General features: G+C 51.3%; 28 protein-coding genes. 13 read left to right on the forward strand and 15 right to left on the reverse strand.

Annotated features, from left to right (window positions below; genetic code table 11):
- The first annotated feature begins 31 nt into the window (after positions 1–31).
- The 4 genes from ACSF8W_RS15775 to ACSF8W_RS15790 are packed head-to-tail and all read left to right on the forward strand — an operon-like array spanning position 32 to position 3369.
- Positions 32–1864 (forward strand): penicillin-binding protein activator, encoded by a 1833-nt coding sequence (locus ACSF8W_RS15775; protein ID WP_500848176.1) that lies wholly within the window; start codon positions 32–34, stop codon positions 1862–1864.
- Complete coding sequence (locus ACSF8W_RS15780; protein WP_500848177.1) at positions 1848–2216, forward strand: YraN family protein; 369 nt, start codon at positions 1848–1850, stop codon at positions 2214–2216. Before ACSF8W_RS15775 ends, ACSF8W_RS15780 begins: the two co-directional genes overlap by 17 nt.
- Before the next feature lie 3 nt (positions 2217–2219).
- A complete protein-coding gene (locus ACSF8W_RS15785) occupies positions 2220–2810 on the forward strand; it encodes a phosphoheptose isomerase (protein ID WP_500848178.1) in 591 nt (196 codons plus the stop codon).
- Positions 2811–2820: 10 nt separating this feature from the next.
- Positions 2821–3369 carry a BON domain-containing protein gene (locus ACSF8W_RS15790; RefSeq protein ID WP_500848179.1) on the forward strand — a complete coding sequence of 183 codons (549 nt, stop codon included), beginning with the start codon at positions 2821–2823 and terminating at the stop codon, positions 3367–3369.
- A gap of 102 nt (positions 3370–3471) precedes the next feature.
- Here the strand turns inward: ACSF8W_RS15790 and sspB are convergent, their stop codons facing one another.
- From sspB to zapE, 8 genes are all read right to left on the reverse strand, one after another.
- Positions 3472–3963: a ClpXP protease specificity-enhancing factor gene (gene sspB, locus ACSF8W_RS15795; protein ID WP_500848180.1), complete on the reverse strand. Its 492-nt coding sequence runs from the start codon at positions 3961–3963 to the stop codon at positions 3472–3474.
- Entirely contained in the window at positions 3963–4601 is a 639-nt protein-coding gene (sspA, locus tag ACSF8W_RS15800) for a stringent starvation protein SspA (RefSeq protein WP_500848181.1), read from the reverse strand. Before sspA ends, sspB begins: the two co-directional genes overlap by 1 nt.
- A gap of 85 nt (positions 4602–4686) precedes the next feature.
- Positions 4687–5424 carry a cytochrome c1 gene (locus ACSF8W_RS15805; RefSeq protein WP_500848182.1) on the reverse strand — a complete coding sequence of 246 codons (738 nt, stop codon included), beginning with the start codon at positions 5422–5424 and terminating at the stop codon, positions 4687–4689.
- Positions 5421–6686, reverse strand: coding sequence for a cytochrome b (locus ACSF8W_RS15810; RefSeq protein WP_500848183.1), 1266 nt, complete (start codon positions 6684–6686; stop codon positions 5421–5423). Before ACSF8W_RS15810 ends, ACSF8W_RS15805 begins: the two co-directional genes overlap by 4 nt.
- Positions 6686–7276, reverse strand: a complete 591-nt coding sequence (gene petA, locus ACSF8W_RS15815) for a ubiquinol-cytochrome c reductase iron-sulfur subunit (protein WP_500848184.1) — start codon at positions 7274–7276, stop codon at positions 6686–6688. Before petA ends, ACSF8W_RS15810 begins: the two co-directional genes overlap by 1 nt.
- 428 nt (positions 7277–7704) lie before the next feature.
- Entirely contained in the window at positions 7705–8097 is a 393-nt protein-coding gene (gene rpsI, locus ACSF8W_RS15820; protein ID WP_428476499.1) for a 30S ribosomal protein S9, read from the reverse strand.
- Positions 8098–8112: 15 nt separating this feature from the next.
- Complete coding sequence (gene rplM / locus ACSF8W_RS15825) at positions 8113–8541, reverse strand: 50S ribosomal protein L13 (protein ID WP_428476498.1); 429 nt, start codon at positions 8539–8541, stop codon at positions 8113–8115.
- Between the two features lie 277 nt (positions 8542–8818).
- Positions 8819–9919 (reverse strand): cell division protein ZapE, encoded by a 1101-nt coding sequence (gene zapE, locus ACSF8W_RS15830; protein ID WP_500848185.1) that lies wholly within the window; start codon positions 9917–9919, stop codon positions 8819–8821.
- A 230-nt stretch (positions 9920–10149) separates the two neighbouring features.
- Here zapE and zapG point away from each other — a divergent pair, with 230 nt between their 5' ends.
- From zapG to degS, 3 genes are all read left to right on the forward strand, one after another.
- Positions 10150–10584, forward strand: coding sequence for a Z-ring associated protein ZapG (zapG, locus tag ACSF8W_RS15835; RefSeq protein ID WP_500848186.1), 435 nt, complete (start codon positions 10150–10152; stop codon positions 10582–10584).
- Between the two features lie 153 nt (positions 10585–10737).
- Positions 10738–12108 carry a Do family serine endopeptidase gene (locus ACSF8W_RS15840; protein WP_500848242.1) on the forward strand — a complete coding sequence of 457 codons (1371 nt, stop codon included), beginning with the start codon at positions 10738–10740 and terminating at the stop codon, positions 12106–12108.
- Positions 12109–12280: 172 nt separating this feature from the next.
- Positions 12281–13351: an outer membrane-stress sensor serine endopeptidase DegS gene (gene degS, locus ACSF8W_RS15845; protein WP_500848187.1), complete on the forward strand. Its 1071-nt coding sequence runs from the start codon at positions 12281–12283 to the stop codon at positions 13349–13351.
- Between the two features lie 131 nt (positions 13352–13482).
- Here degS and murA read toward each other — a convergent pair whose 3' ends face one another.
- The 7 genes from murA to mlaF all read right to left on the reverse strand — a co-directional run bounded on the left by murA (position 13483) and on the right by mlaF (position 18147).
- Positions 13483–14739 (reverse strand): UDP-N-acetylglucosamine 1-carboxyvinyltransferase, encoded by a 1257-nt coding sequence (gene murA, locus ACSF8W_RS15850; protein ID WP_500848243.1) that lies wholly within the window; start codon positions 14737–14739, stop codon positions 13483–13485.
- A gap of 10 nt (positions 14740–14749) precedes the next feature.
- Positions 14750–15007 carry a BolA family iron metabolism protein IbaG gene (ibaG, locus tag ACSF8W_RS15855; RefSeq protein ID WP_500848188.1) on the reverse strand — a complete coding sequence of 86 codons (258 nt, stop codon included), beginning with the start codon at positions 15005–15007 and terminating at the stop codon, positions 14750–14752.
- Positions 15008–15026: 19 nt separating this feature from the next.
- Positions 15027–15338 (reverse strand): STAS domain-containing protein, encoded by a 312-nt coding sequence (locus tag ACSF8W_RS15860; protein WP_428476492.1) that lies wholly within the window; start codon positions 15336–15338, stop codon positions 15027–15029.
- Positions 15331–15978 (reverse strand): phospholipid-binding protein MlaC, encoded by a 648-nt coding sequence (gene mlaC, locus ACSF8W_RS15865; protein ID WP_500848189.1) that lies wholly within the window; start codon positions 15976–15978, stop codon positions 15331–15333. Before mlaC ends, ACSF8W_RS15860 begins: the two co-directional genes overlap by 8 nt.
- Positions 15979–15990: 12 nt before the next feature.
- The gene (gene mlaD, locus ACSF8W_RS15870; RefSeq protein ID WP_428476490.1) at positions 15991–16467 is read right to left on the reverse strand and encodes an outer membrane lipid asymmetry maintenance protein MlaD; all 477 of its coding nucleotides are present in this window, start codon (positions 16465–16467) and stop codon (positions 15991–15993) included.
- 75 nt (positions 16468–16542) lie between these two features.
- On the reverse strand, positions 16543–17325 hold the full coding sequence (gene mlaE, locus ACSF8W_RS15875) for a lipid asymmetry maintenance ABC transporter permease subunit MlaE (RefSeq protein WP_500848190.1): 783 nt from the start codon (positions 17323–17325) through the stop codon (positions 16543–16545).
- 3 nt (positions 17326–17328) lie between these two features.
- Positions 17329–18147, reverse strand: coding sequence for a phospholipid ABC transporter ATP-binding protein MlaF (mlaF, locus tag ACSF8W_RS15880; RefSeq protein ID WP_500848191.1), 819 nt, complete (start codon positions 18145–18147; stop codon positions 17329–17331).
- Between the two features lie 468 nt (positions 18148–18615).
- On the opposite strand from mlaF, the gene ACSF8W_RS15885 reads away from it, so the two are divergent.
- From ACSF8W_RS15885 to lptB, 6 genes are read left to right on the forward strand one after another with little or no spacing between them, the layout of a single operon-like run.
- Complete coding sequence (locus tag ACSF8W_RS15885) at positions 18616–19581, forward strand: calcium/sodium antiporter (RefSeq protein ID WP_500848192.1); 966 nt, start codon at positions 18616–18618, stop codon at positions 19579–19581.
- Positions 19582–19595: 14 nt separating this feature from the next.
- Positions 19596–20567 carry a KpsF/GutQ family sugar-phosphate isomerase gene (locus ACSF8W_RS15890; RefSeq protein ID WP_428476486.1) on the forward strand — a complete coding sequence of 324 codons (972 nt, stop codon included), beginning with the start codon at positions 19596–19598 and terminating at the stop codon, positions 20565–20567.
- Positions 20567–21118: a 3-deoxy-manno-octulosonate-8-phosphatase KdsC gene (gene kdsC, locus ACSF8W_RS15895; RefSeq protein WP_500848193.1), complete on the forward strand. Its 552-nt coding sequence runs from the start codon at positions 20567–20569 to the stop codon at positions 21116–21118. The genes ACSF8W_RS15890 and kdsC overlap by 1 nt, the downstream gene beginning before the upstream one ends.
- Entirely contained in the window at positions 21115–21672 is a 558-nt protein-coding gene (gene lptC / locus ACSF8W_RS15900) for an LPS export ABC transporter periplasmic protein LptC (RefSeq protein ID WP_500848194.1), read from the forward strand. The genes kdsC and lptC overlap by 4 nt, the downstream gene beginning before the upstream one ends.
- Complete coding sequence (gene lptA, locus ACSF8W_RS15905; RefSeq protein ID WP_500848195.1) at positions 21659–22156, forward strand: lipopolysaccharide transport periplasmic protein LptA; 498 nt, start codon at positions 21659–21661, stop codon at positions 22154–22156. Before lptC ends, lptA begins: the two co-directional genes overlap by 14 nt.
- A 12-nt stretch (positions 22157–22168) precedes the next feature.
- Complete coding sequence (gene lptB / locus ACSF8W_RS15910) at positions 22169–22894, forward strand: LPS export ABC transporter ATP-binding protein (protein WP_428476482.1); 726 nt, start codon at positions 22169–22171, stop codon at positions 22892–22894.
- Positions 22895–22990 lie beyond the last annotated feature (96 nt).

Consider the following 22990-nt stretch of genomic DNA (forward strand, 5'->3'; position numbering starts at 1 on the left):
GAAAGTAATTTGTCACAGTTGAATGAATTCAATGCTCAATTTTACCCATAAGCGTAAAAGTGTATCACGACTGTTCGCCCCTGTAGCCCTTGCCGTGATTTTGGCAGGCTGTGCTTCCACGAGCGATCAACCTGTCGTCGCCACTGATATCACCGTCGCCGCTACCGATACGGCGGCCAACTATCTGATCAAAGCCGAATCCAGCGAAGGTGCACAAAGCATTAACTGGCACATTCTGGCACTCAAAGCCTTTATTCAGGAAGGCCGCTGGGCGCAAGCAGAGCAACAAGTGCAGCGCTTGAGCCAAATGAACCTCGGCCCTGTCCAGCTGGCGGAATGGCAACTGGCACGCGCCACACTGCGTTACCAGCAAGGTCAGCCACAAGCAGCACTCGACAGTTTGAACTTCCAGCCGTGGTGGACACTGTCCAAGAGCCAGTATGTGCGCTATCACATGCTGCGTGCAGAATTGTTTGGTCAAACGCAGCAGCCTCTGGCAGCAGCCCGTGAGCGTACGGCGTTAGAACAGTACCTCAGCCCAGAACAGAAAGCGGCAAACTGGCAGCAGCTCTGGCAGAGCCTTTCGCAGTACAATAATAACCAACTGCAAACCATCACCTTCAGCGACGATGAAAGTGTGCTGCGTGGTTGGGTACAGTTAGCCGTGCTGAAAAATACCTATGCACAGCGCCCGGCGAAATTGAAAAGCATGGTGGAAGACTGGCTGGCCCAGCACCCTTACCACCCGGCGAACCAATATCTGCCCGCCGATCTGGAAGCCATTACCTCTTTAGACATCGCGCAAGTCGACAACGTGGCGCTGTTACTGCCGCTGTCAGGCCGTTTTGAGAAATCAGGTAAAGCGGTACGTGATGGTTTCATCAACGCCATGCTGGATGATTCAGGCCGTGCGGCAGAGACCGAACTGACGGTGTATGACACGGAAGCCGAGTCGATCCCTGCCATCATGAGCAAGCTGCAGCAAACCGGTGTTCAAATGGTGATCGGGCCACTGCGCAAAGAAAAAATCACCGAGTTCCAACAAGCCAACAAGGGACAAATCACCCTGCTCGCGCTGAATGAACCGGATCAAAGCACGATCAATACCGGTAATGCCTGCTACTTTGCGCTCTCGCCAGAACAAGAAGCCGAGCAAGCAGCCCGCCACTTGTTTGCTGAAGGCCATCGTTTCCCGATGGTACTGGCGCCGGGCAACCGCTTTGGTCAACGCGTCAGTGATGCATTCATCAAGCAATGGCAGCAACTGACCGGCAATACGCCAGCACAACGTCAGTTCAGCTCTCGCCAGCAGATCCAAAAAGAGATCGCCGGCGTGTTTGGCTTGACCGACAGCCAAGCGCGTATCGATCAAATGAAGCAAATTCTGGGCAACAACAGCTTGGAAGGTCAGCCACGTAGCCGTCGTGATACCGATGCGGTGTACATGATTGCCAACATCAATGAGCTGACGCTGCTGAAGCCATTCATTGATGTGGCCGTGAACCCGGGTGTCACGTTGCCGCGTCTGTACGCGAGCTCGCGTAGCTACCCGAACCGCAAGGTGAATACCACGGACATCCGCGGGATTGAGTTCAGTGACATTCCATTGTTAGTGGATGCTAACCAACACTTCATGACCAACTTCGATGAGCTCTGGCCAAAGAGCAATAACACCGAGATCCGCTTGCACGCCTTCGGGATGGATGCTTATAAGATGATCACGGAATTGCCGCAAATGCGTGTGGTCGATAACTACACCACGCAAGGCAACACCGGCCTGCTGAGTTTGGATAACCAGTGTGTGGTACAGCGTGAGCTGAGCTGGGCGACGTTTGCCGGGGACGGCATTGAACCTGCGCAATAAACGCCAGCAAGGGCAACACTATGAGGCCATGGCCGAGCAATACCTTTGCCGCCATGGTCTTATTGCCTGTCAACGCAATTTTCAATGCCGCAGTGGGGAAATCGACCTGATCATGCGTGATCGTCACTGTTGGGTCTTTGTCGAAGTCAAATTCCGTAAAAACAACCATTACGGTTCGGGCGCAGACGCGGTAAACTGGCGCAAACAGCAACGGCTGAAACGTGCTGCCTTTTTTTGGCTGCAAAAACATGGCCATGCTATTGAACACACCGAGTTTCGATTTGATGTGGTCACGCTAACGGGCACACCACCGATAATTGAATGGCTTACCAACACCTTAGTAGAAGGTTGATCCATGCTAGAGAGCATCAAAGAAAGTTTTACCGAAAGCATCCAAACCCAAATTGCTGCCGCCGAGGCTCTGCCCGATGCGATATCCAAAGCAGCTCAGGCAATGGTGCAAAGCCTGCTCAATGGCAATAAAATCCTCTGCTGTGGTAACGGCGGCTCGGCAGCGAACTCACAGCATTTCGCCTCTTGCCTGATCAACCGCTTTGAAACAGAACGCCCTAGCCTGCCGGCCTTGGCGTTAACCGCAGATACTGTCACGTTATCCGCTGTCGCGAACGACTATCATCACGATGAAATCTTCTCGAAGCAGGTCCGTGCATTAGGTCAGGCAGGCGATATTCTGTTTGTTCTGTCCACCAGCGGTAACAGTAAAAACATCATCAAGGCGATGGAAGCGGCGCTAACCCGTGACATGACCATTATTGCACTGACCGGTAAAGACGGCGGTGAGATGGCCGGTCTGCTGGGTATCCACGATGTGGAAATCCGTATTCCCTCCCAACGTACGGCCCGTATTCAGGAAGGCCACCTACTGACGGTACACTGTCTGTGTGATCTGATTGATAAGGTTTTGTTCCCTCACCACGACGCTTAAGGTATTCAGGATGATTTCCCGTAATTGGCGCTGGCTAGTGTGCCTCTTTCTTTTTCCACTGCTTTCAGCCTGTTCAATCATTGATCCGGCAGATACCCGCTCCGGCTGGCAGCAATGGCATGATACGCAAATTGAAATGGAAGTGGGGGGGTTAGCCAATAAGCCGCCATTTAATCTTCAAACGCGCGTCAATGCCGTGTCTGTTGAAGGCAAAGTGTTACTCGTTGGTCAGGCTGTAGATAGCCAGATTAGCCAGCAGTTAGAACAGCAAGTGCGTGCTATCGCCAATGTGCAATTTGTGTATAACGAATTGCAGATCCGCCCGCTGCCACAACTGGGTGAAGTCAGCCAAGATAGCTGGATCACCACCAAAGTGAAAAGCCAGTTGATCGCCAGCAAGCGCTTACGCGACATCAGCATCAAGGTGATCACTGAAGGCCAAGCGGTGTATCTGTTAGGGTATGTCACGCCCGATCAAGGCGATGTGGCGGCCGATATTACCCGCAACGTCTCTGGGGTAAAGAAAGTGGTGAAGGTGTTCGAGTATCCACAACCGTAAGCCGTAATGCGATTAACGGTAAACGAAGTCGCAGTGGTATAAAGAAAAAACAGAAAGAAAAAACGCAGCCTAGGCTGCGTTTTTTTATTGGCAAGGTGTCACTTATTTCACGACACGCAGGCTTGGGCGACCACGTGGACGCGGTGGTTCATCATCAGAATGATCCTCCGCTTCTTCTGTCACTTCTGCCAATGGTGAAACCACTGACATGTCATTGTCATCATCTTCGCCGTCTTCATCATCAAACTCAATCGAGCCATCCGCATAAGCCGGTTCTGGTTCAAACATGGTTCCTGCCCCATTTTCACGGGCGTATATTGCTAACGCAGCATACATAGGAACATTCACAGAATGGGGGCGACCGCTGAAACGGGCATTGAAGCTGATAGCCTCATCACCCAGTTCCAAGTTACCCACCGCACGTGGTGCAATATTCAGGACAATCTGACCATCGCTGACAAATTCCATTGGCACTCGCACGCCAGGTAATGTCGCGTCCACCACCAAGTGAGGCGTCAGATCGTTATCCACCAACCAGTCATAAAATGCACGCAGCAAATAAGGACGGCGTGGTGTCATATTGTCCATCTGCATTATTTGCCAGCCAGACGCATTTCACGCTCAGCTTCAGTCAGTGAAGCAAGGAATGAATCACGCTCAAAAACACGTGTCATGTATGCTTTCACTTCCTTCGCGCCAGCGCCTGTCAGCTCGATGCCCATTTCAGGCAAGCGCCACAGTAGCGGAGCCAAGTAACAGTCAACTAGGCTGAACTCTTCGCTCATGAAGTAAGGGAACTCCGCGAACACAGGAGCAAGCGCCAGCAATTCTTCACGAAGTTGCTTACGGGCTTTATCAGCTTCGTCTGCTGATCCTTTGTTCACTTTCTCAGCCAATGTGTACCAGTTACGCTCAATGCGGTACATCATCAAACGGCTGTTGCCGCGAGCAACAGGATAAACAGGCATCAATGGCGGATGAGGGAAACGCTCATCCAAGTACTCCATAATGATGCTTGCTTGATAAAGTGCAAGCTCACGGTCAACCAGGGTCGGCACTGAGTTGTACGGATTCAGGTCAAGTAGATCTTCCGGCAGGTTATTTGGATCAACCAGCTCGATTTCAACACTCACACCTTTTTCTGCTAGTACGATACGCACCTGATGGCTGTAGATGTCAGAAGCATCAGAATACAGAGTCATCACCGAGCGTTTATTGGCAGCAACAGCCATTAACCCCTCCAGTATATTTAAATACACAAAAAACAACGGGGGCGCCTGCCCCCATTGCGAGAATCTAACCCACTAGATTACCCGATCAGTGGACATCACGCCAATACTCTTTCTTCAACAGTAATGTTAGTACAAAGAATACAACGATAAAGCCCATCACCCAATAACCCAAACGCTGACGCTCAAGCTTCATTGGTTCGGCGGCGTATTCCATGAAGTTGACAAGATCACGCACGACCTCATCATACTCTTCTTGGTTTAGCTCCCCTGTGCCATCTGATTTGATCCCAACATATTCTTGAATTTCTTCGCCATCCACCAAACGGGTCTCGTAGACTTTGCTCGGCACCCCTTGCAACTCTTCGAGTACATGCGGCATCCCCACGCTTGGGAACACCACATTGTTCACCCCAAAGGGACGACTTGGATCGGCATAGAACGAACGCAAATACGTGTACAACCAATCCGTCCCGCGTACGCGTGCCACCATGGTCAAATCCGGTGCGGGTGCACCGAACGAGGCCGCCGCGTATTCTGTTGGGATCGCATTGACCATCAGATCCCCGATTTTTGCATTCGGATCAAAGATCAAGTGCTCTTTCATCAGCGCTGCAGGAATATCGAGATCCATCGCGATACGCTCGTAACGCTGATACTGCGTGGCATGACAGCCAAAGCAGTAGTTCATGAAAGTTTGCGCGCCACGCTGCAACGAGGCTTTATCGGCCAAATCATTATTGGCCGGATCCAGTGGCACCGACGGGCCGGCAGCCATCGCGAGAGCAGGCAGCAAAGCAAAAAGTATCACCATCAACTTTTTCATTTGTATGTCACCCTCTCTGGTAGCGGTTTCGTCGGCTCGTTTTTACTGTAGAAGAACAGCAACACGAAGAACATGAAGTACAAGAAACTGAAGATCTGTGCCAGCAAGGTGTAAGTGGCGGTCGCAGGCAATGCCCCTAAAATACCCAACGCAATGAAGCTGATGGTGAACTGGACAATATTCGCCAGGTGCAACTTACTGCGGTAACGGTATGAACGCACTTTACAGCGATCAAGCCACGGCAACAGGAACAGCGCCACAATCGAGGCTCCCATCGCAATCACCCCCAGTAACTTATCCGGTACCGCACGCAAGATGGCGTAGAACGGGGTGAAGTACCACACAGGCGCAATGTGCTCTGGGGTCTTCAGCGGGTTCGCGGCTTCAAAGTTAGGTGGCTCAAGGAAGTAACCGCCCATTTCGGGGTTAAAGAAAATGACATAACTGAACAGGAAGGCAAAGACCGCCACCCCGACCATGTCTTTCACTGTCCCATACGGGTGGAAAGGAATCGAGTCAATGATGTCGTACTTCTTGCTGTAGTACTCATGGAACGGGAATTGGGTTTTGTAATCGTCGCCCTTGCTGCCTTTCGGCAGTTTGGTCTCAATCCCATCCGGGTTATTGGAGCCCACTTCGTGCAGTGCCAACACGTGCAACACCACCAAGAGTAAAAGCACAATCGGTAGCGCAATCACATGTAAGGCAAAGAAACGGTTGAGGGTCGCGCCGGAGATCACATAGTCACCACGGATCCACAATGTCAGATCATCACCGATCACCGGAATGGCACCAAACAGGGAAATGATCACCTGTGCGCCCCAGTAAGACATCTGGCCCCAAGGCAGTAAATACCCCATAAAGGCTTCGGCCATCAGCACCAAGAAGATCAACATCCCGAACAGCCACAACAGCTCACGGGGTTTCTGGTAAGAGCCGTAGATCAACCCACGGTACATGTGCAGGTACACCACGACAAAAAATGCCGAGGCCCCGGTCGAGTGCATGTAACGTAACAGCCAACCGTACTCGACATCACGCATGATGTACTCAATGGAGGCAAACGCCCCCTCGCCCGACGGCACGTAGTTCATGGTCAGCCAAATCCCGGTCAGGATCTGATTCACCAACACCAACATGGCCAGCGATCCAAACAGATACCAAAAGTTGAAGTTCTTCGGCATCGGGTATTCCGATAAATGCTTTTTATAGGCATTCATCACTGGCAGACGTTTTTCAATCCATCCTACTAATGCTTGCATTACACGGCCTCCTCATCGACACCCACCAAAATGGTATTGTCATCCACAAAGACATGCGGAGGGACAACCAGGTTCAGTGGCGCGGGTACGCCTGCAAAAACGCGCCCTGCCATATCAAACTTAGAACCATGACACGGACAGAAGAAACCGGCCGAGACCCCATTCACTTGCTCAGTGAACGAGTCCGGTAAATAGGTAGGGGAACAGCCAAGGTGGGTACAGATCCCCACGGCTAAAAAGATTTCCGGCTTAACGGAACGAAATTCATTTTGGGCGTAATTAGGTTGCTGCGGTTCCGCCGAGGACGGATCACGGAGTTGACCATTATGGCCCCCTAACTCACTCAAGATAGCGTCACTGCGACGGACAACCCACACCGGTTTGCCTCGCCATTCAACGCGGACCATTTGCCCATCTTCTAACTTGCTAATATCAACTTCGACAGGTGCCCCAGCAGCCTTCGCTTTGGCGCTCGGGTTCCATGATTTGATAAAAGGCACGGCGACCGCAGCGGCCCCTAAGCCTCCAACAACCGAAGTCGTCGCAGTCAGGAAGCGGCGTCGGCCCTTACTTACTGGCGCATTGCTCATCCAACATTCTCCCATGTGCTCCCGCTCGGATTCTTATTTATGTCCTTATGCGTCCCTGGAGCTCTTGCGGCTAACTTTCAACGGAAAGAAGCAACAGACAAGCCTGCCATCTTGGCAGACTCAAGGCGTTTACAACTGTTGCTTATCACACCAAATGATAAAGAAAAGCCTACTTTTTGACAAGATAAAGCTACCTTTTGGCAACAAATGTGAGAGGTATGTTCTTTTTGTTTTAAAGCGAGTGACAAACAACTGTTAAAGGGGGTGTTTTTGTCATTTTCAGCCATCGGTGCAAGGCATAGTGCATACCTCGACACTGGCAATATTGTTGCGGAAATGTAGGAAGATAAATTGAAAGATAAAAAAAAGCCCAACCCGAAGGTTGAGCTTTCTGTACACAGTAACCAGAAAAATCTGGCGCGTAATAATTAACGCTTAGAGAACTGTGGACGACGACGTGCTTTACGTAGACCAACTTTCTTACGTTCAACTTTACGTGCGTCACGAGTAACGTAACCTGCAGCGCGTAGAGCTGGGCGTAGAGTCTCATCAAGCTCCATAAGAGCACGAGTGATACCGTGACGGATAGCACCAGACTGACCAGTGATACCACCACCTTTAACAGTGATGTATAGGTCTAGTTTCTCAGTCATTTCAACTAGCTCAAGTGGCTGACGAACAACCATGCGAGCAGTTTCGCGACCGAAGTATTCTTCGATGCTACGCTTGTTGATTACGATGTTGCCAGTACCCGGTTTGATGAAAACACGAGCAGCTGAGCTCTTGCGGCGACCAGTGCCGTAGTATTGATTCTCTGCCATTGTCATAATCCCCAATTAGATGTCTAGTACTTTAGGCTGCTGTGCAGCGTGGTTGTGCTGAGTACCAGCGTAAACTTTAAGCTTACGGTACATTGCACGGCCTAGAGGACCTTTAGGAAGCATGCCTTTAACAGCAGTTTCAATAACCATTTCTGGTTTCTTAGCAATTAGCTTATCAAAGCTGATTGACTTAAGGCCGCCGATGAAGCCAGTGTGGTGGTGGTACATTTTATCTGTACGCTTTGCACCAGTTACTGCTACTTTCTCAGCATTGATAACTACGATGTAGTCACCAGTGTCAACGTGCGGAGTGTACTCCGGCTTGTGCTTACCACGTAGACGAGATGCGATTTCAGTTGCTAGACGACCAAGAGTTTTGCCTTCAGCGTCAACAACATACCAGTCACGTTTTACAGTTTCTGGTTTAGCAACGAAAGTTTTCATGCTAATTATTACCCAAAATTAAATAGTTTCACTTTACAGGAGCAGAATATGCTCCATCTGTACAGAGCCCCAGTCATCACCCCTTCGAGTGGTTGGCACTCTCGGCTTCTGCCGATACAGGTACGGTGGGTCGCAAGATTATAGGGAAGGGTGGAGAAAAAATCACCTTTTTTTGAAAAAAAAATCAGATTTTTTCTCTTTCATCCATTTAGGGCTTAAAAGCAGGCTTATCTCAGTGTTTTTCTCTGCAATTATACGGACTAAACCTGTTTGTCCCCTACCCCAAGTGGGGTTGTGCTAAGTACTCATGACTTTGCATTTCCACCAAACGGGAACAGCAGCGTTGGTACTCAAACGCCAATCGCTGACCGATATATAGCTGTTCCCAATGCACTTCCGCAGACAGGATCACTGTCACATTGCGCTCGTAAAATTCATCAATCAATGCAATGAAACGTCTTGCGGCATCACTCTCCTCTTCGCCCATTTGCCGCACCTCTGACAGCAATACCGTGTGATACAACTGGGCAATCTCCATGTAATCGGTCTGACTGCGCGCGCCTTGGCACAAAGTGCCAAAATCAAAGTGCACCACCCCACGCGCCTCATGGCGGGTCGGGATGTCACGGTGATGGATAGTGATGGATTTGTTGGCATAACGCGGGGCAACCGTGAGCTGTTCAAAGTATTGCACCATGTTGTGCTCCGCTTGGGCATCCAGCGGGTAATGATAGATTTCTGCTTGTTCTAGCGTTCTTAAGCGATAATCGGTGCCTGAGTCGATATTCAGCACGTCGCAATTCGTCTGCAAGAGCGCAATGGCCGGTAAAAAGCGCGCCCGCTGTAAGCCATTACGGTAAAGATCGTGCGGCGGAATATTCGAGGTCGCGACCAAGGTGATCCCTCGGGCAAACAAGGCTTCAAACAAGGTACCGAGGATCATGGCATCGGTAATGTCCGACACAAAAAATTCATCAAAGCAGATCACATCCGCCTCGGCTTTAAAGCGGTCAGCCACACATTCCAGTGGATCGGCCTGTTGATCCAACTGCGCGAGCTCCTCATGAACACGGTGCATGAAGCGGTGAAAATGCACCCGCATCTTGCGTTTAAGGGGCAGGCACTCGAAAAAGGTGTCCATCAGGTACGTTTTCCCGCGCCCGACGCCCCCCCACAGATACACCCCTTTTTCTGGGCTCACCGGCGGTGCCGGACGACGTAACAAGCGATCAAGCCATGTCAGCGGTGCTGCAGGCGGGATGGGGGTCAGTAAGCGGTGGTAAAGATCATCCAGATGGCGCACTGCTAACGCTTGCGCAGGATCGGCAATGAAATCGTGACGCTGGAGGTCGTGTTGGTATTTTTCTTGTGGGGTCATCCTTGCTCCACGCAAATCGGTATCCGAAGTGACAGAGATAGTACCATGCACGCCGATGTGCATGTATAGTATCTGTACAAATTCGATTAGCGGGATGCCAGTTCAGCACCCATTAATCTTTCTGTTATACAACAGGTCAGTCAGTGTTCATTGCGTGCTTTTCAGACAACCGCTTAGCGAGTTGCCATGGTCACTGTCCCCTGTTACTTAAAAGTCAAAAGGAGTTATTCATGGCTTGGATTTATGCGCTTCTTGTTTTTCTTGCAGGTGCGATTGTGGGTGCCTTTGCCACACGCCTGAACAACAAGGGGTTAAAACAACAAAAAGAACTGAAAAAAGAACTCGATAAGTCAAAGTACGAGTTGGAACAATTCCGTCAGGAGTTAGTCGACCACTTCGCCCAAAGCTCAGAGCTGCTGGATAACATTGCGAAAGACTACAGCAAGCTGTACGAGCACATGGCGAAAACCTCCACCGAGTTAATGCCCAACCTGCCGGATCAAGATAATCCGTTTGCCCGCCGCATCAGCACACTGGAAGCCGTAAAAGGCAACCAAACGGCCAAGGACACGTCACAGGATCAACCCCGTGATTACGCCAATGGCGCAACCGGTCTGTTCAACGATCAACACGACGCAGACGTGGAAGCCCCAAAGGCCAGCTAACGCCCGTGTGTGACCGGACACCCAAGTGAATTTCAATCACTTGGGTGTTAAAAACAGGAACTAAACGCTGCTTTTCAAGTCTGAGCTAATGCAGCTAAATCCTTATAATAGGGTACTATGGCTGTCATTGGACTTGAAAATCGGAGTTTAGTAATAATGAAAAAACCTTTGCTTGTATGTAGTGCACTCGCACTCAGCATCAGTTCTGTTATTACCCCACTAACGGCAACGGCAGCCCTTCCCCAATCGGTGAACAGCCAACCGCTTCCTAGCCTTGCCCCTATGCTAGAGCATGTCACTCCCGCCGTCGTCAGTATTGCCGTTGAAGGTAAGCATGTGTCTACCCAGCGCCTGCCAGATAGCTTTCGCTTTTTCTTTGGCCCCGATTTCCCGGACGAGCAAGTGCAAGAGCGCCCTTTCCGAGGCTTAGGCTCGGGCGTGATTGTGGATGCCGATAAAGGCTATATCGTGACGAACCACCATGTGATTGGTGGTGCCGATAAAATCTTAGTGCAATTGCATGATGGCCGAGAAATCACCGCCGAGTTGATTGGCAGTGATGAAATGTCAGACATCGCCTTACTGAAACTAAGTGACGCCAAAAACCTGACCGAAATTACGCTGGCAGACTCTGATCAGTTGCGTGTCGGCGATTTCGCGGTGGCGATCGGTAACCCGTTTGGCCTCGGTCAAACCGTGACGTCTGGCATCATTTCCGCCCTCGGCCGGAGCGGATTGAATATCGAGAACTTTGAAAACTTCATCCAGACCGATGCGGCCATCAACAGCGGTAACTCCGGTGGCGCACTGGTGAATCTGAACGGTGAACTCATGGGGATCAATACCGCCATTTTAGGCCCGAACGGCGGTAACGTCGGGATTGGCTTCGCCATTCCGGTCAACATGGTGAAAAACCTCACCGAGCAGATCTTGGAATACGGGGAAGTCAAACGGGGCGTATTGGGCGTGCAAGGAGGCGAACTGACCTCTGAACTGGCCGAAGCCTTTGGCTATGAAACCAACCACGGCGCGTTCATCAACCAAGTGATGCCCAATTCTGCGGCCGAAAAAGCGGGCCTGAAAGCCGGTGACATCATCGTGTCGGTGAACGGCAAGCAAATCCGCACCTTCGGTGAATTACGCGCCAAAATTGCCACCCTCGGTGCGGGTAAAAAAGCGACGTTAGGCATTGTGCGTGACGGCAAAGAAAGTGCGGTAACCGTGATGCTGCAATCTGCCACCGTCAGCAAAGTCAAAGCAGATAACCTGCATCCGGGGCTGGCAGGGGCCGAGTTTGCCAACACCACCGCGGAGGATGGCGTAAAAGGCGTGAAGGTCACTCAGTTGACGGACAACTCGATGGCAGCACGTTACGGCTTACAACAAAATGACATCATTTTGGGGGTCAACCGCCAACCGATTAACAATCTTGGCGAGCTTCGCAAAGCCCTCGACAGCAACCCGAATGTGCTGGCACTGGAAGTCAAACGCGCAGGCAATATCCTGTATTTGATCATCCGCTAACCCTTCCGCACGCTTCACCGGGTCATGTTTCATGACATAACACGACCCGGTGAATTATCCCTGCAAAAATAACCTTCTACGCTGAATTAAATTCGGTGGAAGTTGGTATCTGCCCGAGGTAGTGGTACTCTCGTCGGCTATAATAGGTGGTTTAATCTTCAAGGGAGCATACATGCTGGCATTTTTGGGTCGATCCATTCTGCTTGGTATCGTCACGGCCATTGCACTGCTGGTGGTTTTCCCTGATTTACGCACCCAAATGTTTGATAGCCCTAAAGATTTAGTCGCGCCGGTTGAATACAGCCAAACGCAACTTTCCTTTAACTACGCGGTGCGACGCGCCTCACCCGCCGTAGTGAATATTTATAACCGTCGCTATAACGCCGATGATCGCTTGCAGCTGAGCACCCAAGGCTTAGGCTCTGGCGTGATCATGAGCGACAAAGGCTATATCGTCACCAATTATCACGTGGTCGCCGAAGCGGATCAGGTGATCGTCGCCTTGCAAGATGGCCGTATTCTCACCGCTCAATTGATCGGTAAAGATCAACGTACCGATTTAGCCGTCCTGAAAATTCAGGCGGACAATCTGCCCGTGATCCCCCTTAGTACCGCTTATATCCCAGCCGTCGGTGATGTGGTGCTGGCGATCGGTAATCCGTATAACCTCGGACAAACCACCACCTATGGCATCATTTCCGCCACGGGTCGCTCGGGCATGAGTTTCTATGGCCGCCAAGATTTCTTGCAAACCGATGCCGCCATCAATGAAGGTAATTCCGGTGGCGCGCTGGTGAATACCCGTGGCGAGTTAGTGGGCATTAACACCGCATCTTTCCAGCAAGCAACCGACATTGAAACCTATGGGATCTCCTTTGCGATCCCGTATGAATTAACACAAAAAATCATGAACAAGCTGATTGCGGATGGCCGTGTGATCCGCGGTTATATCGGGATCGAAGCGCGGGACATTAATCCGGTGATGGCACGTCTGTACGATGCCGACCAAGTGCGTGGGATCATCGTGATGGGTATGGATCCGAACGGCCCAGCCGCGAAAGCCGGTTTTAAAGTCCAAGATATCTTGATTGAAATTGATGGCAAGCCTGTTACCGACCGCCGTAACGTGCTCGATATCGTCACCGAACTGCGCCCGGGAACCGAAGCCACCATGAAAGTGTTGCGTAACGGGCACCCCGAAACCCTCACGGTGAAAATTGGTGATGAGCCCAACGGCTACTAATCCCCAGCCGTCAGCCGCCATTCTCTCTGCGCTGATCCCGCTTTGCGAGGCACACATTCCGTCATCAAAACACAGACACAAAAAAAGCCTCGCACTGCGAGGCTTTTTCGTTTCAATCGTCAGGATGTCGATTAGGCGTTAATACGCTCAATCTTCATGCCTAGCGCACTGAATTTATCTTCAATGTGCTCGTAACCACGGTCAATGTGGTAGATGCGGTCAACGATGGTTTCGCCTTCAGCAATGCTACCGGCGATCACCAAGCTTGCAGAAGCACGCAGGTCAGTTGCCATCACTTGTGCGCCGCTCAAGCCGTCAGTATCACCGCAAATCACGGTGTTACCTTCGATCTCAGCGCGTGCGCCCATGCGGATCAGCTCAGGAATGTGCATGAAACGGTTTTCAAAAATCGTTTCAGTGATGATCCCTGTGCCTTTCGCGACCAAGTTCAATAGCGAGAATTGCGCTTGCATGTCGGTCGGGAAACCCGGGTGTGGCGCAGTACGGATGTTCACGGCTTTCAGCTCGCGATCCGTCATGTCCAAACTGATCCAGTCTTCACCGGTCTCAATTTTCGCGCCCGCTTCTTCCAACTTAGACAACGCCGCTTCCAACAACGAAGGACGGGTGTTACGGCAGACAATGTTACCGCCAGAGACCGCTGCCGCCACCAAGAAGGTGCCGGTTTCAATACGGTCAGAGACCACTTCATGGTAACCGCCACCCAGACGCTCAACACCTTCGATAGTGATGGTGTCGGTGCCTGCACCGGTAATTTTCGCGCCAAGCGTATTCAAGAAATCAGCGGTATCGATGATTTCTGGCTCACGCGCGGCATTTTCAATCACGGTAGTGCCTTCAGCCAAGGTCGCCGCAGACATGATCGTCACGGTCGCGCCCACACTGACTTTGTCCATCACGATATGCGCGCCTTTCAGACGGCCATCAACAGACGCTTTTACATACCCTTCTTCCAGTGTGATCTGCGCACCCAACTGCTCAAGGCCGTGAATGTGTAGATCCACCGGACGTGCACCGATAGCACAGCCACCCGGCAGCGACACTTGGCCTTGGCCAAAACGTGCTACCAGTGGGCCCAGCGCCCAAATCGACGCACGCATGGTTTTCACCAAATCGTACGGCGCACAAAACTCATTTACCGGACCGGCATCCACATGCACAGAACCGTTACGAGACACTTTCGCGCCCAATCGGCTAAGTAGCTCCATGGTCGTGTCGATATCACGCAATTTTGGCACATTGGCAACTTCTACCGGCTCTTCCGCCAGCAAAGCTGCAAACAAAATAGGCAACGCTGCATTCTTAGCACCAGAAATGGAGACTTCGCCGCACAGTGGACCACCGCCCTGGATTCGAAACTTCTGCATCATTTACCTCTTAGGACAGCGACATCAATTTTTTATCACGCGCCCATTCTTCAGGCGTGTACGTTTTAATACTTAAGGCGTGAATTTCATTGGCAGCAATCTGTCCCATCAGCGGGCCATAAATTGCCTGCTGTTTTTTCACTCGGCTCATGCCATCAAAAATAGCGCCAACCGCAATCACTTCGTAGTGGCTGCCGTCGCTTTTGACGATCACTTCATCCAGCGTGAGGGCATTTTCCAGAATGTGTTTAATTTCAGAGATTTCCACAAGTTTTCCTCTTGGCGACTTACTTGATGCAAGCCGCTAACATTGATTCGACGTGACTCAAGCGTAACAGTGTCAATAACTGCTCGGGCACATTCAAAAATCTCAGCTCCGCGCCTTGCTGGCGGAGCTGCTGGTATACATGCAGCAACATGACCATGCCGGCAGAATCAACGCGAGTAAGCGCGGCCAGATCAAGCGTGACCTGAGCATCCTGCGGCATCCATGCTTGCCGTTGCTGCCAAAAAGCTGGAACTGTGTCACGTTCCAATGCCCCTGACAAGCAGTAATAACCATTTTCCTGAACTCGCCACTCAATCTTCGGCTTAGTCATTGTTTTCCGCCTCGCGGCGGATCGGTTTGGCGGCGAGGGCTTTCAAATCTTGGGTCACGGCATCCACCCCTTCGGTGCGTAATTTGCCGCTCCACTCGCTCTGCTTGGTCGAGATCATACTGATCCCTTCCGCAACCATATCAAACGCTTGCCACTGACCGGATTTCTTGTTGTGACGCAATTTGAAATCCAAGCGGATCGGCGGACGTTTATTATCCACAATGTCCACACGCACAGACACCACGGTACGGTTCGCCGGAACGGCTTTACGTGATTCAACTTTGATGTCTTGATCGGTGTATTGCGTCAGCACTTGGGCATAAGACGCGATCAGGTAATCCGTAAAGGCTGAGACAAAATTATCACGTTGTGTCGCCGTGGTTTTCTTCAGCTGTGGACCCAATACCTTATACGCCGCATAGCGGGCATTGATGTAAGGCAACAATTCTTGGCGCACCACTTGGCGCAACAACTCAGGGTTACGTTGGATCTGGCTTTGCTCGGCTTTCAAACGGGCAAAGGTCTTGGTCGACACTTGCTCCATCATCACATAGGGATCCGTTTGAGCAATCGGTGCCGCTGTTACCCCTAATGGCGACAAAGCCACTAAAAGCAGTACTACGTATCGCAATAATCTCATCTTTAGATCCTCTTATTTGCTATCGCCGCTGAGGCTATACATCACTTGGCCAATCATGTCTTCTAACACCAATGCAGATTTGGTGTCTTCAATCAGATCGCCATCTTGGAGCATCGAAATATCATCATCGATGAACCCCGGTTCAATCCCCAAATACTGCTCACCCAGCAGACCAGACGTCAAAATGGCCGCTGAACTGGTTTCAGGGAAATAACCATATTGTTTATCAATCGCCAATGTCACCAACGGCGTGTAGGTGTCTTTATCTAAGGTGATATCAGTGATTTGTCCGACCGTCACGCCACCGACTTTGATCGGTGAGCGGACTTTCAGCCCACCGATGTTGTCAAAGTGCGCCTGTAAACGGTACGTTTCACCGCCCCCGATGTTTTGCACATCCGCGACTTTAAAAATCAGTACCAATAAGGCAGCAAACCCAGCCAGTACAAAGCTGCCTACCCATAATTCGATTTTTCTCATTTGCTGCATCTGAACATTCCTGTTATTACCGCTTCGCGGTCATGTTGACCCACGCCAATTCGCTTTCGCTGCTAACGTGTAGCATTAGCTACCAAACATCAGCGCGGTGAGTACAAAGTCTAGACCGAGGACGGCCAGTGACGCATTCACCACAGTACGGGTGGTGGCTCGGCTGATCCCTTCCGACGTCGGCTGGGCATCATAACCATTAAAAACGGCAATCCAAGTCACGGTGATCGCAAAGACGACCGACTTAATCACACTGTTGCCGATGTCATAGCCCAACTCGACCGAGGACTGCATCACCGACCAGAAACTGCCTAAATCAATACCTTTCCATTCCACGCCCACCAACTGACCGCCCCAAATGCCCACGGCACAGAAAATCATGGTCAGCAGCGGCATGGAGATCACCCCGGCCCAAAAACGCGGTGCAATTACGCGACGCAGTGGATCCACCGCCATCATTTCCATACTGGACAGCTGCTCGGTGGTTTTCATCAACCCGATTTCAGCGGTCAACGCTGAGCCCGCACGCCCCGCAAAGAGCAAGGCAGTCACCACCGGCCCCAGTTCACGCAACAGCGACAAGGCCACCATCTGCCCCAGACTGGTTTCCGCGCCAAAATCCACCAGCACGATGTAGCCTTGTAAGCTCAACACCATGCCGATAAACAAACCGGAGACCAAAATGATCGCCACCGATAGCACGCCGACGGAGTACAGTTGGCGCATCAGCAACGGAAACATTTTACGTGGCTGCGGACGGCACACAATGGCACCATAGAGCATCAAGCTCGCTCGCCCCACCGCTTGGCAACGCGCCATGGCACGCTGACCCAACTGGGCAATAAAATCCATTATCATGATTTAGTGATCCTTGTGCTCAAAACCAAACAGATCCTGCTCAATCGCGCTGGCAGGGTACTGGAAAGGCACAGGGCCATCAGCATCACCGTCCAAAAACTGTCGGATCTTCGGATCCGGATTCTGCTGCAACGCCTCTGGTGAGCCCTGACCAATAATTTTACCGCCCGACAATAAATAGACGTGATCGGCAATACTCATCACTTCCGGCACATCGTGCGACACGATGATCGAGGTACTGCCCAAGGCTTGATTCATCTCGCGGATCAATTTCACCAGCACCCCCATGGTAATCGGGTCTTGGCCAACAAACGGTTCATCATACATGATCAGTTCAGGGTCAAGCGCAATCGCACGGGCCAATGCCGCACGGCGCGCCATCCCGCCGGATAACTGGTTTGGCATCAATTCAGCCGCACCGCGTAAGCCCACGGACTCGAGCTTCAGCAACACCAGCGTGCGGATCAAATCCGCCGATAACTGCGTGTGTTCACGCAGTGGAAACGCCACATTCTCAAACACCGTCATGTCGGTAAACAAGGCACCAGACTGGAATAACATGCTCATTTTTTTACGCGCTTGGTACAGCGCCTGTCGTTTAAGGGCAGGAATATTGTCGCCGTCAAACCAGATCTCACCGCTGTCTGGCTGGATTTGTCCGCCGATCAGGCGCAACAGGGTCGTTTTCCCTATTCCTGACGGCCCCATAATCGCAGTGACCTTGCCTTTGGGCACGTCCAGCGTAATATCATCAAAGATCTTACGCTCCCCGCGCAAAAAGGTCATATGCCGGATCGATACCAGCGCCTCTGTCTGCTCCATACGTCCCTTAATACACCATTCCGCCCGTCAGCCATGCTGCCTGACAGCGTCAAAATGGTATTAATTGAATAGAATTAATCATTTAACCGTCTGCATTGATGATAGGTACATTATGCAACCAACTCAAGACATGAACTGTAAGAAGTCTGTGATTTCTTGCCCCCTTCTCGACATCACCTCTCACTCCTGACTCTGTTTGGCGTTGCCTGCTTTCCCCACAGAATACTGACTTCTGCTTTCTTTTGAGTCGTTTATGCCCCTAACGACAGGACAAGGCGCACATTCTGTAGAAACCTCACCCCCGCGCACATTTCTCCTGCCCTTTTGCTTTCTTTTTATCGAGTGAACCGTCAAAATTGATCACTTATACCTGAATAAACAGGTGTAACTATTTCATTCATCTTGGCTTAACACCGATCTCTTTTCGGATCGTAGCCATAGCCAACCTCAATGACATAAGGGACGACAATGTTAGAAGCCATCGTGTTTCTCTGTATCGGTTTAGGATTACTGGTATGGAGTGCAGATCGACTTGTTTACGGCGCTGCGGCGCTTGCGAAAAACTTTGGTGTGACACCGCTGGTGATCGGGATGACCATCCTCGCCATGGGCTCCTCCGCCCCAGAAATGGTGGTCTCCGCCACTGCCGCCCTTGACGGTAAAACCGACACCGCGATCGGTAATGTACTGGGGTCCAACATCGCCAACATTGCCTTGATCCTCGGGATCACGGCCCTGCTTAAGCCCCTTTCCATCAGCTCTGCCATCATTCGCCGTGAACTCCCCCTCATGATGGGTGTCACAATCATTGCCGGTCTGTTGATGTGGGATAACTACCTTGGCTTCTGGGAAGGCGTGTTACTGATTGTGCTGTTCATCGCCTTCTTAGTGGTGATGCTGAAAATCAGCCGCCAAGCCAAAGAAGCGGGCGATCCCCTCGCGGACGAACAAGAATCTGAGATCCCGGAAGGGGTCAGCAATAAAGCGGCCCTGATCTGGACCGTGATCGGTCTGGTCTTGCTGCCGTATGCCGCGAGCATGCTGGTGGATTCTGCGGTCACCATCGCCAAGTTCTTTGGCATGAGTGACTTGGTGATTGGTTTGACCATCATCGCCGTCGGCACCAGTTTGCCTGAACTTGCCGCCTCCATTGCCAGCCTCGCCAAAGGGGAAGATGACATGGCAGTGGGTAACATCATCGGCTCCAACGTGTTTAACATTTTGGCGGTGATGGGGATCCCGGCCGTACTCAACCCTGATGCCCTGAATGCAGATGTCATGGGCCGTGATTACTGGGTCATGTTCGGTGTGTCTGTCTTGTTAGTCTTGATGGCTTTAGGGAAACGTCGCCGGATCAATCGCGTCGAAGGCCTGATTCTCCTGATAGCCTTTATCGCCTATCAAGGCTATCTGCTTTATAATCTAGCCGCTTAATGGAGAGCTAGACTATGTTTGAAACGTTTGATTATTGCGATATTGGCCGCAGGGTCATAGAGATTGAAGCGAAAGCACTGCAAAAACTGACCCAGTATATTAATGGCAGTTTTACGCAAGCCTGCCAGTTAATTGCTGGCGTGGAAGGCAAAGTGATTGTCATGGGGATCGGGAAATCCGGCCATATCGGTAATAAAATTGCCGCGACTCTGGCCAGCACCGGCACCCCTGCCTTTTTTGTTCACCCCGGTGAAGCCAGTCACGGCGACTTGGGGATGATCGGCAAAAAAGATGTGATTTTGGCCATCTCCAACTCAGGCGAAGCCTCAGAAATTCTGGCGCTGCTTCCGGTCGTCAAACGTGTCGGGATCCCGCTGATCAGCATGACCGGCAAGCCTGAATCAAGCATGGCTAAGCTGTCGCAGGTGCATTTGCAAATTACCGTGGATCAGGAAGCCTGTCCGCTGAACCTCGCCCCAACCTCTAGCACCACGGCCACCTTGGCCATGGGGGATGCGCTGGCCATTGCGTTGATGGAAGCCCGTGGCTTTACCGCCGACGACTTTGCCCTCTCTCATCCCGGTGGTGCACTGGGGCGTAAACTGCTGCTGCGCATTAGCGATGTGATGCACACCGACGCGCGCCTGCCAATTGTCCGTGAGCACGACACCATCAAAGATGCCCTGCTAGAAGTCTCTCGCAAAGGACTGGGGATGACGGCTATCATTGATAATGAGCAGCAATTAATCGGCATCTTCACCGATGGGGACTTACGTCGCTTGCTGGATAACAAAATTGATATCCACAACACCGCGATTGGCGATGTCATGACCCGTCACCCGGCAACGATCCGCCCTGACGTCTTGGCGGCAGAAGGATTGAAAACCATGGAAGATCGCAAAATCAATGGATTACTGGTGACCGATAACGGTCAGTTAGTGGGTGCGTTGAACATGCATGATTTATTGAAAGCAGGAGTAATGTGATGCAGGTTGAGACCCTTTATGGCCCTGTTAATGCCTCGGTTTTTGACCGTGCCCGCACGATCCAATTGCTGATCTGCGATGTGGATGGGGTGTTCTCTGATGGCCGCATCTACATGGGTAATGACGGCGAAGAGCTGAAAACCTTCCATACCCGTGACGGGTATGGCATCAAATGCCTGATGGCGGCCGGCGTAGAAGTGGCAATCATCACGGGGCGTCAATCAGCGATTGTTGAAAACCGTATGAAAGCCTTAGGCATTACCCATGTCTACCAAGGGCAGGACAACAAAGTCGCGGCGTACGAGGCAATTTGCCGTAGCCTCTCCATTTCACCGGAACACACGGCGTACATCGGTGATGATTTGATTGACTGGCCGGTCATGGAACAAATCGGCTTATCCGTCTGTGTGGCAGATGGCCACCCTCTCCTGCGTCAACGGGCAGATCTCACCACCCGCATTAACGGCGGTTATGGCGCCGTGCGTGAAGTGTGCGATCTGATCCTTGAAGCCAAAGGAGAATTAGATAAACATAAAGGCTTAAGTATATGACCTTACAACGGCTACTCTATGCATTATTGTTAGTAGTATGTGCATGGACCGGCTACTACCTGCTGGATAAACACTGGCAGGAAGATATTCAGGTAAGCCCAGACGCAGAGAAACCACTGTTTACCGGTCGTGCCGTGAGCAATACCACGTTTAACGAGTCGGGCCTGCGTAGCTACCAGATTGATGCCGATTACCTTGAGCACTTCAGTCAAAGTGGCAATACGGATTTTGTCGAACCCGTGTTATGGGTTTACCGTGATGGGATGGAAACCGAGTGGCGGATCAGCGCCAATCAAGCGCGATTGGATAATGAGCAGGTACTGCAAATGACGGGCAATGTCCGCATTTTCAACTTACTGCCCGCCTCTGCGATAAAAGTGATCCAGACTGACACGCTACGTCTTGATCTGATCAGCAAAGATTTTGATACCCCGGATCAAGTCACCATTACCGGTGACGCCTTCCAAAATGAAGGGACGGGAATGAAAGGCAATATGGACCGCAGCATCGCCACCCTATTGAACAACGTAAAAGGTAGATATGAAGCTTTATAAACTGACGACCCTGCTTTGCCTCTGCCTCAGCGCCCCAAGCTGGGCCTTGAGCAATGATACCGAGCAACCGATCTACATTGACTCGGATAACCAAGAGCTCGACATTCAAAAAAATATCGTGACCTTCAGTGGCAACGTGGTGCTGCGCCAAGGCAGCATTGATATTCGCGCCGATAAAGTGGTTGTGACGCGCCAAACAGGGAAAAACAGTCAGGAAACCATCGACGCTTACGGTAAGCCTGCGACCTTCCATCAGATCATGGATGACGGCAAGCCGATTGATGGTGCTGCCAATAAGATGCGCTACGAAACCGCCACCGAATTCCTCAAGATGACGGATGACGCCGTATTGATCCAAGAAGGCAGCGAGATCAAAGGCAAGATCATCACCTACAAGATTGATGAGCAAAAACTGGTTGCTGAAAGCGGTAAGAAACAACGTGTGACGACCATCTTGCAGCCTAACCAGCTGAACAAGAAATAAGAAGAACCTGATATGGCAACCTTAAAAGCAGAACATCTCGCCAAAAGCTATAACGGCCGTAAGGTCGTGTCCGATGTCAGCCTGGAAGTGAATTCCGGCAAAATCGTCGGCCTACTGGGTCCGAACGGCGCCGGTAAAACCACCTCGTTCTACATGATCGTGGGTCTCGTCGCGCGCGATGCGGGCTCCATCACCATTGATGATGTGGATATCAGCCTGCAGCCGATGCACAACCGCTCACGCATGGGGATCGGCTATTTGCCGCAGGAAGCCTCCATTTTTCGCAAACTGAGCGTGCATGACAACCTGATGGCGGTCCTACAAACCCGTAAAGAACTGTCCAAAGCGGAACGTCAGGACAAACTGGAAGAATTGTTGGATGAATTCAACATACAGCACATTCGCAACAGTTTAGGTATGGCACTATCAGGGGGTGAACGACGCCGTGTGGAAATCGCCCGTGCGTTGGCCGCAAACCCGAAATTCATTCTCTTGGATGAGCCGTTTGCCGGGGTCGATCCTATCTCTGTGATCGACATCAAAAAGATCATTGAGCATTTACGTGATCGCGGTTTAGGCGTGCTAATCACCGATCATAACGTACGCGAAACGCTCGATGTCTGTGAGCAAGCTTATATCGTCAGCCAAGGGCAATTGATCGCCCACGGAACCCCTACCGAAGTGCTCAATGACGAACACGTGAAACGGGTTTATCTGGGTGACCAGTTCCGTCTATAGTTAGAAGTAGGACGTACCAGGCGCCCGTACTCACGCCTTTGTGAGCATCGGCTCTCGCCAACCACGCGGCGCCAACACCAACGATAACAATAAGGT

Source organism: Photobacterium sp. 270122K (assembly GCF_059941365.1).

Bases quoted from the DNA above. Each gene is read 5' to 3' on its own strand.
- lptA (WP_500848195.1), top strand. From the start codon at position 21,659: ATGAAGCTTTATAAACTGACGACCCTGCTTTGCCTCTGCCTCAGCGCC.
- sspB (WP_500848180.1), bottom strand. From the start codon at position 3,963: ATGCAGATGGACAATATGACACCACGCCGTCCTTATTTGCTGCGTGCA.
- sspA (WP_500848181.1), bottom strand. From the start codon at position 4,601: ATGGCTGTTGCTGCCAATAAACGCTCGGTGATGACTCTGTATTCTGAT.
- lptC (WP_500848194.1), top strand. From the start codon at position 21,115: ATGACCTTACAACGGCTACTCTATGCATTATTGTTAGTAGTATGTGCA.
- degS (WP_500848187.1), top strand. From the start codon at position 12,281: ATGCTGGCATTTTTGGGTCGATCCATTCTGCTTGGTATCGTCACGGCC.
- ACSF8W_RS15885 (WP_500848192.1), top strand. From the start codon at position 18,616: ATGTTAGAAGCCATCGTGTTTCTCTGTATCGGTTTAGGATTACTGGTA.
- mlaF (WP_500848191.1), bottom strand. From the start codon at position 18,147: ATGGAGCAGACAGAGGCGCTGGTATCGATCCGGCATATGACCTTTTTG.
- ACSF8W_RS15810 (WP_500848183.1), bottom strand. From the start codon at position 6,686: ATGCAAGCATTAGTAGGATGGATTGAAAAACGTCTGCCAGTGATGAAT.
- mlaD (WP_428476490.1), bottom strand. From the start codon at position 16,467: ATGCAGCAAATGAGAAAAATCGAATTATGGGTAGGCAGCTTTGTACTG.
- zapE (WP_500848185.1), bottom strand. From the start codon at position 9,919: ATGACCCCACAAGAAAAATACCAACACGACCTCCAGCGTCACGATTTC.
- ACSF8W_RS15805 (WP_500848182.1), bottom strand. From the start codon at position 5,424: ATGAAAAAGTTGATGGTGATACTTTTTGCTTTGCTGCCTGCTCTCGCG.
- murA (WP_500848243.1), bottom strand. From the start codon at position 14,739: ATGCAGAAGTTTCGAATCCAGGGCGGTGGTCCACTGTGCGGCGAAGTC.
- zapG (WP_500848186.1), top strand. From the start codon at position 10,150: ATGGCTTGGATTTATGCGCTTCTTGTTTTTCTTGCAGGTGCGATTGTG.
- ACSF8W_RS15785 (WP_500848178.1), top strand. From the start codon at position 2,220: ATGCTAGAGAGCATCAAAGAAAGTTTTACCGAAAGCATCCAAACCCAA.
- lptB (WP_428476482.1), top strand. From the start codon at position 22,169: ATGGCAACCTTAAAAGCAGAACATCTCGCCAAAAGCTATAACGGCCGT.
- ACSF8W_RS15860 (WP_428476492.1), bottom strand. From the start codon at position 15,338: ATGACTAAGCCGAAGATTGAGTGGCGAGTTCAGGAAAATGGTTATTAC.
- rplM (WP_428476498.1), bottom strand. From the start codon at position 8,541: ATGAAAACTTTCGTTGCTAAACCAGAAACTGTAAAACGTGACTGGTAT.
- ACSF8W_RS15775 (WP_500848176.1), top strand. From the start codon at position 32: ATGCTCAATTTTACCCATAAGCGTAAAAGTGTATCACGACTGTTCGCC.
- ACSF8W_RS15890 (WP_428476486.1), top strand. From the start codon at position 19,596: ATGTTTGAAACGTTTGATTATTGCGATATTGGCCGCAGGGTCATAGAG.
- petA (WP_500848184.1), bottom strand. From the start codon at position 7,276: ATGAGCAATGCGCCAGTAAGTAAGGGCCGACGCCGCTTCCTGACTGCG.
- mlaE (WP_500848190.1), bottom strand. From the start codon at position 17,325: ATGATAATGGATTTTATTGCCCAGTTGGGTCAGCGTGCCATGGCGCGT.
- ACSF8W_RS15790 (WP_500848179.1), top strand. From the start codon at position 2,821: ATGATTTCCCGTAATTGGCGCTGGCTAGTGTGCCTCTTTCTTTTTCCA.
- kdsC (WP_500848193.1), top strand. From the start codon at position 20,567: ATGCAGGTTGAGACCCTTTATGGCCCTGTTAATGCCTCGGTTTTTGAC.
- mlaC (WP_500848189.1), bottom strand. From the start codon at position 15,978: ATGAGATTATTGCGATACGTAGTACTGCTTTTAGTGGCTTTGTCGCCA.
- rpsI (WP_428476499.1), bottom strand. From the start codon at position 8,097: ATGGCAGAGAATCAATACTACGGCACTGGTCGCCGCAAGAGCTCAGCT.